This is a genomic window from Psychrobacter immobilis, assembly GCF_904846285.1.
Lineage (GTDB): Bacteria > Pseudomonadota > Gammaproteobacteria > Pseudomonadales > Moraxellaceae > Psychrobacter > Psychrobacter immobilis_D.
In genome coordinates this window covers 101,679-116,251 of the sequence record NZ_CAJHAD010000005.1, presented here as the reverse complement: position 1 = coordinate 116,251, position 14,573 = coordinate 101,679, and the positions used below count along the sequence as shown (strand labels likewise).

Here is a 14,573-nt window from a genome sequence, read left to right as displayed (position 1 = left end):
TAAAATCTACTTAATACATTAACAACATTTGATTACAGAAAATTACGTTGGATGATAATTGAGCAACTCAACTATTGCAACTTTTTTGTTTGGTTATACCGCACATATTTTCATATATAACAATAAACGTATATAGAACGGTAGGTGCGAACGAAGTCATTACTTAAAGATTTAACAAACAAATATTCATTAGAAATGTATTTATTGAGTAAAAAATCGATAATGCAGGAAAAACCAAAGGAAATGACAGACATAAAAAAAGTATCCAAGCGTTTGCGACGCACTGAATACTTTTTTACGAAAACTAAAATTGAATGAAATTTATCGATTAATCAATCCGCATTATCCAAATTCAAATTACGGTCTATTTGCCAAATTAAATAAGTGCCAAGACTCATCAGCGCAAACATCGCGATACCTATTTTTAGCACCGGATTGACAGGAAATAAGTTTAATAATAGACCGCCAAAAATACCAACCGAAAACATCAACGAGCCTTGCATCGCACTTGCCATGCCAGCGCGGCGCTTTTGAAAAGCGAGTGCAATCGCCGATGCGTTTGGCTGCGTCAGACCTAAGCCCGCAATACAGAAGAAAATACAGGCTAAAACCAGCGGCAACCATGCATCCGTACCAAAGACTATACCTGTTACAAATAACGCCCCGGCAGAAATGACCTGCATCATCGCCCCAAACCGCAGGATACTTAAAATACGAAAACGATTAGTCAGCCATTGATTCAGCTGGGTTAATCCTACAAACCCTGCCGCATTCATACCAAATAACCATCCAAAATGCGTGGCTGAGACACCATAAGTATCCATGATTAATTCAGAAGCCGAGCTAATATAGACAAACATAGCCCCCATTAATAAGCCGCCGCCAATCGCTGGATAGTTAAAAGTCGGGTCTTTTAATAAATCCCAATATTGACTGAGTACTTCTTTGGCAGGACGAACATTTCGGTTTTCTTCAGTAAGCGTCTCAAAAAAGAAGAACTTGGTGAGTAATAAGTTTAGCGTGCCAAAAGCCGCCAAAAACCAAAAGATAGAATGCCAACTAAAGAACTGTAAAAATAAGGCACCAAGGGATGGCGCTAATATCGGTGCTAAGCCCATCACCAATATCATAATGGAAAAAGCTTTGGCCGTTTGTTTGGCTGTCAGACGATCCCTGATTGCCGCGCGAGTCACAACCGCACCAACGCACGCACCAAGCGCTTGAAAGGTTCGACCGACAAACAATACGTATTCATTATCGGTAGTCGCGCAAACAATCGAGGCAATCACATATAAGGTCATACCGATATATAAAGGTTTAACGCGACCGACGCGATCACTAAAGGGACCATAAAACAGTTGACCAAATACTAAACCGACAAAATAAGCAGGAACAGAGTTGGCCATAAATGCAGTTGAGACACCAAAATCATCTGCCATCGACGGTAATGCAGGCAGATACATATCAATTGATAATGGTCCGACTGCTACGATAAGCCCAAGCATCATAATCCATGCAACGGGTAAATCAGCAGAACGGACTCGGTCAGCAGCATTTGGTTTATTAGGCAGGGAGGATTTTGGAGCAGACATAGTTAGACCATATGATAGAGTGATGATTATTTTATTATTGATGCGGGGTTTGTTTTGTAATTTTAATAAGCTTTTATTTTAAACCAAGCTTTGTTAAAAATAACTTCTACAAACAATCATGCATACTGACAAGCAGCGACGCAAGCAGACATTCAGGCTGCGACGCAAGCCGTCTAGAAAAACAGATAATGCTATATTGCACTATCTGCTTATAATTCAATAGATGCTTGATGTGAATAAAATAAACCTGTATCACTCAAATACAGTGGCTAAATATGACTCATTTTTCTAATGGAATTGACGTTTTCCAAAAGCGGTACTGGCTTGCTTGGCTTTTCTAAGCGCCAGTTTACGGTTGCGACCGAACATCATTTTTAACTGCCAGAATTTTTCTTTATATAGTGTCGTAGCTGGCTGTTGGAACATGGCATTGATAACGCGCTTACTTGCCAGCACTGCATCGGGTGAACGCTCAGCAAACTCGGCAGCAAGCTTTTGCGCCTCCTCAAGTGGCGTCTCACTACAATGGCTGACCAATCCAAGCGCTTTGCCTTCTTCGCCATTCACGGTACGAGCCGTCATTGCCAGCTCTTTTAAGATATCAGCGCGTACCACGCCAAACCCTGATTGCGTTAAGCCCATGTCAGGTACCAGCCCCCACTTGGCCTCCATAATCGACAGTTCACAATCAGGATGGCTGATACGCACATCACAGGCCAGCGCCAGTTGTAAGCCTGCGCCAATGCAGTAGCCTTCTAGCACGGCAATCACTGGCACAGGGACATCACGCCAAACCAAGCAGACGCGTTGAAATAGACTTTGCCAAGGTTTAACCAGCTCCCATAGCGCAAAGGCTTGATTTTTAGGATGGTTTAAATCGCCCAAATCGATACCAGCACAAAACGTGCCTTCCGCGCCATTAAGGATCACCGCGCGTACGCTTTTATCTCTACTGATACGACCGGCGACTGCTATCAACTCTTCGACCACTTTAAAGCTCATGGCGTTCTTTTTTTCCGGTCGATTGATGGTCACCGTTATTATATTGTCGGTCGCGCTGACTTGTAATGTCTCATACTGGTAAGTGGCAATAGCGTGCATAATCATCCTTAATAATAAATAAAACAACTGTCATGGTTGGTGCTCAGATTAATATTAACAGCCTTGCACGAACCCTTCCTTATCAATAACTGACTGCTAGGGTATCGTTTACCGTTCGCACTCTTTAATCTCTGTCTAAGTACTGTATCGGTTTTAAAGTAAATTAACTATAAAACCAACTGTCCTAAATCATTTTCCACGTCATATCATTTTCACTTAGGCGGTGATAATTAAGCTGCGGATAAGCCGATAAATCCAGTGTTTGTAAGTTATTTAACGCGGTCAATAGCGCGTTAAAATAAGGCTCAAGCATCGCAAATTGGGCGGGCGTGGTATGTTGGATATTTAATAAGCATTTATCCTCTAAATCTTGGCTGGCCTGACGTAATTGCGGCACGCCGGTATAGCGACTGCCACCTAAGATACGATGGGCAATTTGCGCAAGCGCACTGCGGTTGCGGCTCTCCCATGCTTGCATCAATGCTTGCTTTTCATCATTGATAGTATCGAGCATCATAATAATCAGCTTGGCAGCTAAATCGGGTTTATTGGCTGAACGCGTCAAGGCATCTTGCCAATTTAAAATCTCCAAAGTATTAAGAGAGTTTGCGCCCAAGTTCGTATTACTTTGCCCTTGCGTTGTTTCTATAATTTGCTCATCTTTAGCACTATCTATCATTTGATAGGGCGGATAAATTAATCGTGCTTGACCCTGCTCTTGATAGCGCAAATTCTCATAGCGTGGTTGGGTTTCACGCGGTGTCTCGCGTCTATAATCTTCACGCGGCTGACTATCACGCAAGTAGTCATCACGGATTTTCTTCAGCGATAAAGGTCGGGTAATTTTTGCCAGACTCATCGCTTCAGCACCTCGATTACCCTTATTTCCTTTAACCATCGGATAAGTCGGCGCTGTCAGATCTGTATACGCCGCTAAAGAGTCTTGCGTTAATGAATGATTGAAATTAGAACTTGGTAAATCCGAGCTAGACGAATTTTCAGCGTGTAAATCATCATTAGCAAGGGCATTCAATGGCGGTACTGAAGTGGTACGACCAAGCCATTTTTGTAGCACTTGCAATAATTGTGGCTGGCTAATAGGTTTACCCACATAATCATTGATGCCGCTCGCAATCAACTTATCGCGCTCATCAGCTAGGCCATGAGCGGTCAAGGCAATAATCGGAATATGATTATCAGGGGTTTCGATATTACGGATTTGGCGCGCTGCTTCATGCCCTGACATACGCGGCATTTGAATATCCATAAATATCAAATCGATGCTATTTTTGTCCGCCGCATTGCTTTTATCATCTGTCGTAGCATCGTCAAGATGTAATGAGCCAACCGCCGATTTACTCACATCATCGCGGGCTTCGGCTTTAGATATTTGGGTCTTTTTCGACAGACTTTGTTTTTCAGTTTTAGCAGTTTTGATATGTTTGGTTTGCTGTTTACTGATGATTTCTATCGCATCAAAACCACTACTGGCGGTAATCACATGGATACCAAGCTCACTTAATAGCGCATCAAGCACCAGTAAGTTTGGCAGATGATCGTCGACGGCTAAGACGGTAACGCCCTTCCAGCGCGGCTCTTGAACGCCACTTGGAGCGCTGCGCTTTTGCGTATCAAGCATCGCATAGAGCTGCCTTTTATCCAATGGCTCATACAAAATATTGGCATGATAACGATTGAGTAGCGCTTGGTCGGCGGCAACTTGGTAGCCAAATACCGCCAGCTTACCCTGATAATGCAGGCGAATCTGTTTGAGTAGCGCCATCATATCGTCTTGCGTATCATCATCAACGATGACCCAATCCCAATAGTTGCCGCGCTCTTTGAGCGACTCGAGTACGCCCGGTAAAGAGTTCGCTTGGGTCAGGGTAATCGGTAAATGTTGCAAGCTGGCTTTAAGCACTTGTATCGAGGCAGGATGATTAATCCAAACCAGCACATTAAACTCGTCCGTATCGCTGGCAAGCGGCGCAAGTACTGGCAACTCAATCGTTTGTCCAGTCGCCGCTTCTAAGACATCGACATGCGCTGGCATCCGAAACCAAAACGTCGCTCCCTGATTAGAGATATTTTCTTGCACATTGTCATAAAAGCCAATATCGCCGCCCATCAGCCGCGTCAATTGCTTTGAGATGACCAGACCCAAACCAGTACCACCGTATTGACGCGTAATCGATGGATCGCCTTGGCTAAAGCTTTGAAAAAGCATTTTTTGGTCAGATAATGAAATCCCTTTACCGCTATCTTGCACGCTAATCATCAAATAATTATCACGATGATCATCCAAGCTGACGCGTACGACCACGTCCCCGCTATCGGTGAATTTAATGGCATTACCAACGATATTGGTCAGTACTTGTTTAAGGCGCAAAGCATCGCCGTTGATGCGCATCGGCACATCGTTATAAAACAGCACTGCCATGCGCAGACCTTTTTCTGCCGAAACCGGCGATAGCATATCGACCACGTCATAGATAGTGTCATAAAGGTCGAACTCGTGACGATCAAGTACTAGCTTGCCTGCTTCAATCTTGGAAAAATCTAATACGTCGTTGACTAACGCTAATAGATGCGCCGACGATTTACGAATAGTTTGTACGTACAAGTCTTGTTCAGGATTAAGCTCACCGTGACGCGCGAGTAAATTAATAAAGCCATCGATACTGTTTAAGGGTGTACGCAATTCATGACTGATATTGGCCAAAAACGCCGATTTTGCTTGGCTGGTTGAGATTGCGGCATCACGGGCATTACGGATAGAAATGTTTTGCATTTCCATCTCATCAAATGCCAAGCGCAAATCATCTTCGGTTTGCTCGGCATGGTCTTTCAAATCTTGGAAGCTTACATGTAGACGACGTAAGGTCTTGACCAAATCTTGCTGTAATAAATTCAGCTCACCATTTGATTCAACTGGAATAGGCTGATAAAGATTGTCGACATGGGTACGTTGTAATTGTAGGCGCAGCTCGTAAATTGGCGCAATCCAACGTTTTGAATAGATATTTAAGCTTAATAACAAAATTAAAATCGTAAATAAGCCAGTAATCGCCAGCGCCATTGCAATACGATAACGGGCGATATAAAGCGGCTCGTTATCCATATCGATCATGAGCCACAATTGCTGCCCATCAAACTCACCCAAGCTACTGCCGTAAGCTGTGCCAATGGGCGTTGATTTTTGCGATAAAAAACGCTCTGACGATTCTATCAGTGGCCAAGTTTCATCGATGCCATAACCGACGCTTGCTAGCAATTTATTATCCTGATTAATAATGGCAATACGCTGGACATGCTGCTCCGACTGCATGCGCCCTAGCCTATCTTGAATACTTTCCAGGGTTTCTATCGCCGCTTGCGACTTAGTATTTGTCTTGCTTTTACTATTGCTATTTTCTGCTTGCTGCTTCTCTTTCTCTACCAATAGCTCCGGAACCAGCTCCGCAATCGTTGGCGTGTAACGAATCAGCACCGCCTCTGCTAACGCTTCTTGCTCTGAATTGCTAGCACGCATGGTTTCATAAAACACCAACATGCCACCGACCGCTGCCAATAAACAAATCGGCAAAAACACCAATATAATCAGCTGACCATAAGCACTACTGGTATCAAAACGTTTTTTGTAAGCCATGCTGGGTTTACTCTCCACTGATATTGGTGATAAATATTATTGGTGCGGTTAGGTGCTCATTACTTACTAATCACTAAAGGCAAGCCATCGTTGATAGATTGAGATTATCTTAGCAGGATTCTAGTGAAGACGGTTAACCATTCATTGGCAAACTTTTACTGCTTCCCTTACTAATGCACGTTCATTGTTCCAAAGCTATTAGCCTATTGCTAAGTAGTCAGTTCTTAATATTTTTTTATAAGTATAAACAAACTGCCTATCCTCAATAAAAATTTATGCATTAAGCGCAGCCGAAAACAAAATGATATAATGACGCAAATTTTTATTGACCACGATAAACATCCAACAGTTATAAAGTACTGACCTATTATTGATAATGTCTTAGTAACTATCATTTAAACAGCGTCAATTAATGAACAGTACCAATTCATAAACAGTGCCAATTAAAAACTTAATCATTAATAAGGATACCTTATGTCCGCTACGGCCCAGTCAAACGCCAATTTTATTACGCAAATCACTGACCTTGCCGATTGCGTGGGTAAGACGCCCTTGGTCAAGTTAAACCGCCTGCCTGAGCAAGAGCAGATTGCTAATGGCGCGGTATTACTCGCCAAGCTTGAAGGCAATAATCCTGCCGGTTCGGTAAAAGACCGTCCTGCCTTTAATATGATTTATCAGGCTGAGCTGCGCGGTGATATTAAACCGGGCGATATGTTGATTGAAGCGACCAGCGGCAATACGGGCATTGCTTTGGCCATGGTGGCGGCGATGCGCGGTTATCCAATCACTTTATTTATGCCAACCAATTCGACCCAAGAGCGTAAAGACGCGATGGCAGCTTATGGCGCCACGCTTATCGAAGTAGACGAAGGTATAGAAGCGGCGCGTGATATGGCACTGCAAATGCAAACGGACGGTAAAGGTATTGTTCTCGATCAGTTTAATAACCCTGATAATAAACAAGCGCATTATTTGACCACTGGTCCTGAGCTTTGGGCGCAAACGGACGGTAAAATCACCCACTTTATTAGCTCTATGGGCACCACAGGTACTATTACAGGCGTCGCGCAATACCTTAAAGAGCAAAATCCTGAGGTCAAAATCATCGGTTTGCAACCTGACGAAGAAGCGTCTATTGCTGGTATTCGCCGCTGGCCTGCCGCCTATATGCCGGGTATTTTTGAAGCAGCTTTGGTTGACGATATTATGGATGTTGATCAACGTGTTGCTGAGGTTTATATGCGTAAATTGGCCAAAACCGAAGGCATTTTTGCTGGTGTGTCATCAGGCGCAGCGGCATGGGCAGCCACCGAAGTCGCAAAAGAAAATCCAGATGCAGTTATTGCCTTTATCGTTTGTGATCGCGGTGATCGTTATTTATCGACGGGCTTATATAATGTTGACGACAGTCTAGACTGTGCACAATAAAAAGTAGGCAGTAGAAAGTAAGAAATACGCTCAATGCAGTAGCATAAGCTCATAAATCTTAAGCTCAGCAATTATAAGTTTACCAATCATCATTCAAAGCCAATAGCTAGGTAAGATTATTTATGTCAAACGCCCTTTCGTCCAAACCTCTATTGGTCTTTGATATTGAGACGGTTGCCGATACCGATGCTGCCCGCCGCATTTATCCGCAATTGGCTGAGCTAAACGATGCCGATGCCTTAAGCGCATTGACGGCGCTGCGACTCCAAGAAGCAGGGCACGATTTTATGCGTTTGCCATTGCAGCGCATTGTCTGTATTTCTGCGCTTTATATTAAAGACGGTAAATTTTCTTTATTTTCTCTGACTGCCGATAAGTTTAGCGAAAAAGAAATACTTAGCAAATTTTTTCGCGCCTTTAGTGATCTTGAAAAGCTGCCACAGCTGATTAGCTGGAACGGTTCAGGCTTTGATATCCCCGTGCTTATTTATCGCGCGATGCAGTATGACTTATCAGCGCCGTGGTTATTTGAAGAAGGCGAACGTATCAAAAACATGCGCTTTGATAACTATGTCAATCGTTTCCACAGTCGCCATCTTGATTTGATGGACAGATTTAGCCAATACGGTGCCAGCCGCCGCGAAGCTATGGATGTCGTCGCTAGTCTTTATGGCTTGCCCGGCAAAACCGATGTCGATGGCAGCATGGTCGGTGAGCTGGTCAGCAATGGCGATTGGCAAACGCTATCGATATATTGCGAATCAGATGTGATGAATACCTGGCTGATATATCTGCGCTGGTTGCGTTTGACTGGTCAATTATCCTCGCCAGATTTTGATGCGTGGCAGCAGCAAAGCCGTGATTATTTGGCACAATATACCCAAGCAGATGGCAGTCCACGCCATCATGAATTTATTGCCGATTGGTCATCTGCGCCTGCACCATAGCAGACATTTTTATCTAACGGCTGTCTTTATAAAAGCTTTTTCATAAAAACGTCTTTATAAAGATGACGTTTTAACAACTAACGTCTCGCCCTCATTTATCGTTATTTATCATTTATTACTTACTATTTATTATTAAGGCAGGTTTATGCAGCCCACCGACTCAAAAGATTCTATCAATTTAAACGCCAACCAACAGCCTAACGAGACTCAGACCATCACTATCCCGCCAAGCAAAAAAAAATCTAAGCCCTCATCAAAAACCCGTCGCCGTTTAAAGGATGCCGAGCCGCTACCTTTTAATATCGATGGCCTGTCACATGATGGTCGCGGCGTTGCAGTATATGGCAATGGCTTTGGTGAAGCAGACGGTCATATCGAAGACAAACATGGCAAAAAGATTTTTGTCAGCTTTGCGCTACCGGGCGAAAGCGCCTTAGTCAAAATTACCAATAGTCGCACCAGTTTTGAAGAAGGTGATGCCGTAAGTATTACTGCCAATCCAAACCCTGAGCGCGTGGTACCGCCCTGCCCGCATTTTGGCGTTTGCGGTGGCTGTAATCTGCAACATTGGCAGCCAGACGGTCAAATCAACTTTAAGCAATCTGTGCTTGCTGAAATGCTTATCCATCAAGCCAATGTCGAGCCGGATCATTGGCTCGCGCCAGTGGTTGGCGATCGCTTAGGTTACCGTACCAAAGCAAGATTGGGTGTCCGTTATGTCGCCAAAAAAGAAACCGCCTTGGTTGGTTTCCGTGAGCGCTCAAGTAACTTTTTAGCGGAGTTAAATGAGTGTCATATCTTAGATCCGCGTATTGGTTTTGAGATTGAAAATTTAAAAGCACTTATTAGCACGCTCGAGAGTCGTGACAAGATTGCCCAGCTTGAACTCGCTATGGGTGAAGCGATGCCAGAGCTGCCTGATGGCAATCAGCCTGTTGCGCTTATTGTGCGTAATTTAGCGCCATTATCAGATGCGGATATCGAGAAATTAAAAACGTTCTTTGCGGCACGCAATTGGCAGTTATATTTACAGTCAAAAGGCGCCGATAGCATTCAGCGTATTGCCTTGACTGAGCATGATGACATGAGTGAACAGTTTGGGCGCTTATATTATCAATTGCCAGAGTATGATTTGACGTTTGAATTCATCCCAACGGACTTTACTCAGGTCAATTTATCGGTCAATCGTCAAATGACCAAACTTGCTTGCGACTTACTAGACTTAAAAGCAGGCGAGCGCGTGCTAGATTTATTCAGTGGTTTGGGCAACTTCAGCTTACCACTAGCACGTTTAGTTGGCGAAACTGGCTCAGTGGTTGGCGTTGAAGGCAGTGAAGCCATGACTGCCCGTGCTGCCGATAATGCGCGTCGCAATGGCATTAATAATACGGAGTTTTATAGCCAAGATTTAACCCAAGATTGCACTGATAAACCTTGGGCGAATCAAGGCTTTGATGCGTTATTGATTGACCCACCGCGTTCAGGCGCATGGGAAATTATGCAGTATCTGCCGAAGTTTAATGCCGAACGCATTGTTTATGTATCCTGTAACCCTGCTACCCTTGCGCGTGATACCAAAGCCTTGTTAGAACAAGGTTATCGCTTAACGCATGCGGGCGTGATGGATATGTTCTGTCATACAGGTCACGTCGAGTCAATCGCGCGTTTTGAGAAAATCCCAGCTTAATATTAGTTTTAATAATACCAATATTAACGCATGGTTTTTTTGAATATGACATTTTTTAGCATAACATTTGCAAGAATCCTAACGCTCATTTTTAACCGCATTGCTTTATGTAAAAACGGATTAAGCGATAAGGTTAATAAGGCGTTCTGTTATCGAAACCGACACGATCATTACAGAGCCTTGCTTGATTTGTCATTTTAAAATGAGATAATAATAACCAATATACTGAAGCTTTCTTAATCAAGATATGATGAGTAGCCTTACTCATCGCTTTATATATTATTTATCTCTATCATTTTATAGCTGCTAAAAAAGGATTTTTTAGCGGCTGAATTGATTTATAGCTAACCGCTTACTTATCGAAAATTTATATTTTTCTAACTATATATCTTTCTAAGTAACTATGCTTTTAATCAATTCTGAATAGCTAAGAGGAGTGGGCTATGGTAAAAATTCGTGAAGGATTACCTCTGGTAGATGGACAAACCACGCAAGCCGATAGCGCAACATTGGCAGCACAACTGGTCGCAAGTCAGCGTTCTCATCAGTCTGCCAATAGCTATGCCCAAATTCCACACGATATCAAATACCAGCTGTCTACCCATAAGCTACACACTACCTTTGATCGCTCTGCTCAGTATGCTTATCATAGTCATGACCCCAACCTCAAAGATGAGTATTTAGACAATCAACTGCTTGATGATACGCATGCGCTTTCAGCAAAAGAGCTAGAAGAGATTGATTTAGACCAAATAAATATCGACGTGCCTACTTGGCTTGATAATGTCGCCAAGCGTATCGGTCAAGAATCTGTACCCAATCTTGCCGCCGCTTGCGAGTTTATCCGCAGTCACATGAATACCAGTGAATCTGAACGCTCAGGCGCTTATGTCACCGGTATTGCGATGACCGATATCCTAACCTACCTGTATCAAGATGAAAATGCGCTCGTCGCAGCGATGCTTTATCGTAGCGCCCGTAAATCGATTATTAGCTTAGCGGAAATTGAAAAAAAATTCGGTGCCGATATCTCAACCTTAGTCAAAGATACATTGGCGATGGGTAAACTGTCGGAGATTATCGAAAGCAATAAGCGCTTAGAAGACCACTTTGTCAATAATCAACGTGACCAGCTATCCAACATTTATAGCATGCTCATCTCCGTTACCAATGATGTCCGCGTCGTGCTGATTAAATTGGCTGAGCGTACCTTTGCAATGCGTGAACTGACCTTTTCTAGTGAAGAGCGGCAACATCGAGTCGCGCGCGAGGTTATGACTATTTATGCACCATTGGCTCATAGGCTCGGTATTGCCCAATTAAAATGGGAGCTTGAAGACTTAGCGTTTCGCTATCTTGCGCCTGAGCGTTATAAAGAAATCGCCAAATTGCTATCAGAAAAGCGTAGCGAACGTGAATCCTATATTCAGCGCGTACAAGATAAGCTTAATGCAGCCTTAGCCGAAGCTGGTATTGAGGGCGAGGTTTCAGGACGCGTGAAGCACATCTATTCCATTTACCGGAAAATGAAGCTCAAAGGTTTATCTTTTGATCAGCTTTATGATATTCGCGCGCTGCGCGTATTAGTCAATAGTCCTTCAGACTGCTATCACGTTTTAGGCTTGGTACACGGTTTATGGCGCTACATTCCTGAACAATTCGACGACTATATTACCAATCCTAAATCTAACGGTTATCGCTCGCTACATACAGCGGTTATTGCTGAGAATAAATCGCTAGAAGTTCAGATACGCACCCAAGAAATGCACTTTGAAGCAGAGCTTGGCATGTGCGCGCACGTCAATTATAAAGAAGGTTTGAAGAATAAAAAGGACAATTATCTTAACCAAAGAATCAGCTCACTACGGCAACTGCTTTCTATCAATAATGAGACGCGCAATCAACCGCGCTCAACATTATTAACAGGCGAAGAGCTAGAAGAAATCGAGTTTGACGAAGAAGAGCAACTTGTTGATTTTGATGAGCTTGAGCGTATTTATATTTTTAGTCGTGATGGGGATATTACTGAACTGCCCAAAGGCGCGACGGTACTGGATTTTGCCTATTATGTACATACGCAAGTCGGTAACCGTGCGCAAGCGGCGCGGGTCAACCAGCGCTATGTGCCGCTGACTTATCAGTTAAAGACGGGCGAACAAGTTGAAATTATCACCAAAGCATCGCGTGAACCTAACCGCGATTGGTTGGTCGCCTCGCTCGGTTATATTCATACCAACCGCGCGCGCTCAAAACTGCGTCAATGGTTTAACAAGCAGGACCGTGATAAAAATATTGAGATAGGTCGCCAAATGCTCAGTAAAGAGCTTGAGCGTTTATCAGTGCATCCAAACAGTATCGACTTAAACGACTATACGCAGTATTTTAACGTTAACAATACCGATGATATCGTGGTCGGTTTGGTGACTGGTGATATTGGTCTCAATCAGCTTACCAGTCATATTTCTCGTCAATTGCATCTAGAGCCTGAAAAACCTGAAGAAGATTTTTCCCCTACTATTAATGCAAAAGACGCAGGAAAACTCGATGCTTATAAAATCCATATCGATGGCTTGGATAATATAGAGATTAACCTAGCAGGCTGCTGCCATCCTGTCCACGGCGAACCCATCGCCGGCTACATTACCTTATCGCGTGGCGTCAGCGTACACAATCGTGGTTGCCCCGAATATTTACGCTTGATTGAAAATGACCCAGCACGTGAAATTGATGCCGCTTGGACAGTTAAAGCTGGGCGTTATCAACCGGTAGATATTCATATAGAAGCGTATGATAGACGTGGGTTACTGCGTGATTTGACCCAGATTATTGATAAAGAAAACGTCAATATTCGCCAAGTTGAAACGCTGAGTAATGATGATAACATCGCTTTTTTAAAGTTTCATATTGAAGTTTCAGGGCTTGCACATTTATCTAAGCTGCTTGCTAAGCTTGAGCAGCAGCACGGCATCTTACACGCTCGCCGCGCCGTTGTTTGATCCATTTTTGACATTATAACCATTAAAACTATTCTCTCATACCGTTAATCCATAATCATAATAGAGTGTTTATAAAAAATACTATGCCTGAGTTGCCTGAAGTAGAAACCACTAAAACCAGTCTCAACCCCTTATTAGGTCAACAAGTGGTCGATGTCAAAGTTTTCCAACCCAAACTACGCTGGTCAATGCCTGATGATTTAAACCAACTGATTAATTATACTTTGGATAGTGTCGAGCGCCGAGCAAAGTACTTGATATTGAATTTTATACCGATCATTTCTGCCAATAATAGCACTCCTATTCAGCCTAATACTTTGACAACGCGCCAACTGTTGATTCATTTGGGTATGTCAGGTAGCTTGCAGCAGCACAGTTATGGCACTGATAAGCGTAAACATGACCATCTGGTGGTCACATTCAGCGGCGCTGATGATACCCAAACACAGTTGCATTATTATGACCCAAGGCGCTTTGGCTCGGTGTTATGGTTTGATGATTATGGTCATAAACTATTAGATCATTTAGGTCCTGAACCCCTATCAGAAGCATTTACCGCTGATTATTTATATCATTTAATTCAGCGCTCAGATAACCCAAATCAAACTTCTGATAATGCTTTAACCAATAATGTCAGCACCACAACAACCGATACGCGTAAAGCCAATACTACCAAGCAGCCTATCAAGCGCGCCATAAAATCAGTCATTATGGAACAGCAAATCGTAGTCGGTGTTGGTAATATTTACGCTACTGAAAGCCTTTATTTATCAGGCATCCATCCGGCAACGCCCGCTCATAAGGTTTCATACGAGCAAATAATGACCTTGATTGAACATATCAAAGCAATTCTAAAAAAAGCGATAACGCTAGGTGGCTCTACATTACGCGATTTTACCGTCGCCAGCGGTCAAACCGGCTATTTTCAACAAACATTAAATGTCTATGGCAGACAAGGCGAAACTTGTCCACATTGCGACACAGCATTAGAAAACATTAAGCTTAATGGACGGGCTAGCGTTTTTTGTCCTGATTGTCAGCCTATTAATATTAACTAATCAATGGTCAATATTAATAAGCTATAGGTTAAGATGATAATATTAATATGGTTATTTTAGTCACGTATCTGATATCTAAGATTCTTCATAAGTTTCTTTGTAATTAAGAGCT

8 protein-coding genes are annotated in these 14,573 nt (G+C 43.1%); 5 read left to right on the top strand and 3 right to left on the bottom strand.

The window, feature by feature from the left end; genetic code table 11:
* Nucleotides 1-332: 332 nt before the first annotated feature.
* From JMX13_RS04970 to JMX13_RS04960, 3 genes are all read right to left on the bottom strand, one after another.
* Complete coding sequence (locus JMX13_RS04970) at nt 333-1,592, bottom strand: multidrug effflux MFS transporter (protein WP_201610286.1); 1,260 nt, start codon at nt 1,590-1,592, stop codon at nt 333-335.
* A gap of 288 nt (nt 1,593-1,880) precedes the next feature.
* Complete coding sequence (locus JMX13_RS04965; RefSeq protein ID WP_201610284.1) at nt 1,881-2,693, bottom strand: crotonase/enoyl-CoA hydratase family protein; 813 nt, start codon at nt 2,691-2,693, stop codon at nt 1,881-1,883.
* Nucleotides 2,694-2,877: 184 nt separating this feature from the next.
* Nucleotides 2,878-6,342 (bottom strand): ATP-binding protein, encoded by a 3,465-nt coding sequence (locus JMX13_RS04960; protein WP_201610282.1) that lies wholly within the window; start codon nt 6,340-6,342, stop codon nt 2,878-2,880.
* 474 nt (nt 6,343-6,816) lie between these two features.
* Between JMX13_RS04960 and cysM the strand changes: the two genes are divergently transcribed.
* The 5 genes from cysM to mutM all read left to right on the top strand — a co-directional run bounded on the left by cysM (nt 6,817) and on the right by mutM (nt 14,461).
* Nucleotides 6,817-7,773: a cysteine synthase CysM gene (gene cysM, locus JMX13_RS04955; protein ID WP_201610280.1), complete on the top strand. Its 957-nt coding sequence runs from the start codon at nt 6,817-6,819 to the stop codon at nt 7,771-7,773.
* A gap of 122 nt (nt 7,774-7,895) precedes the next feature.
* On the top strand, nt 7,896-8,720 hold the full coding sequence (locus JMX13_RS04950; protein ID WP_201610278.1) for a 3'-5' exonuclease: 825 nt from the start codon (nt 7,896-7,898) through the stop codon (nt 8,718-8,720).
* A gap of 145 nt (nt 8,721-8,865) precedes the next feature.
* Nucleotides 8,866-10,407, top strand: coding sequence for a 23S rRNA (uracil(1939)-C(5))-methyltransferase RlmD (rlmD, locus tag JMX13_RS04945; protein ID WP_201610275.1), 1,542 nt, complete (start codon nt 8,866-8,868; stop codon nt 10,405-10,407).
* Nucleotides 10,408-10,850: 443 nt separating this feature from the next.
* Entirely contained in the window at nt 10,851-13,403 is a 2,553-nt protein-coding gene (locus JMX13_RS04940) for a RelA/SpoT family protein (RefSeq protein ID WP_201610265.1), read from the top strand.
* Nucleotides 13,404-13,486: 83 nt separating this feature from the next.
* On the top strand, nt 13,487-14,461 hold the full coding sequence (mutM, locus tag JMX13_RS04935; RefSeq protein ID WP_201610263.1) for a bifunctional DNA-formamidopyrimidine glycosylase/DNA-(apurinic or apyrimidinic site) lyase: 975 nt from the start codon (nt 13,487-13,489) through the stop codon (nt 14,459-14,461).
* Nucleotides 14,462-14,573: the final 112 nt, after the last annotated feature.

Coding starts and splice junctions, on each gene's coding strand:
- JMX13_RS04960 (WP_201610282.1), bottom strand. CDS start 6,342: ATGGCTTACAAAAAACGTTTTGATACCAGTAGTGCTTATGGTCAGCTG.
- rlmD (WP_201610275.1), top strand. CDS start 8,866: ATGCAGCCCACCGACTCAAAAGATTCTATCAATTTAAACGCCAACCAA.
- JMX13_RS04965 (WP_201610284.1), bottom strand. CDS start 2,693: ATGCACGCTATTGCCACTTACCAGTATGAGACATTACAAGTCAGCGCG.
- JMX13_RS04970 (WP_201610286.1), bottom strand. CDS start 1,592: ATGTCTGCTCCAAAATCCTCCCTGCCTAATAAACCAAATGCTGCTGAC.
- cysM (WP_201610280.1), top strand. CDS start 6,817: ATGTCCGCTACGGCCCAGTCAAACGCCAATTTTATTACGCAAATCACT.
- mutM (WP_201610263.1), top strand. CDS start 13,487: ATGCCTGAGTTGCCTGAAGTAGAAACCACTAAAACCAGTCTCAACCCC.
- JMX13_RS04940 (WP_201610265.1), top strand. CDS start 10,851: ATGGTAAAAATTCGTGAAGGATTACCTCTGGTAGATGGACAAACCACG.
- JMX13_RS04950 (WP_201610278.1), top strand. CDS start 7,896: ATGTCAAACGCCCTTTCGTCCAAACCTCTATTGGTCTTTGATATTGAG.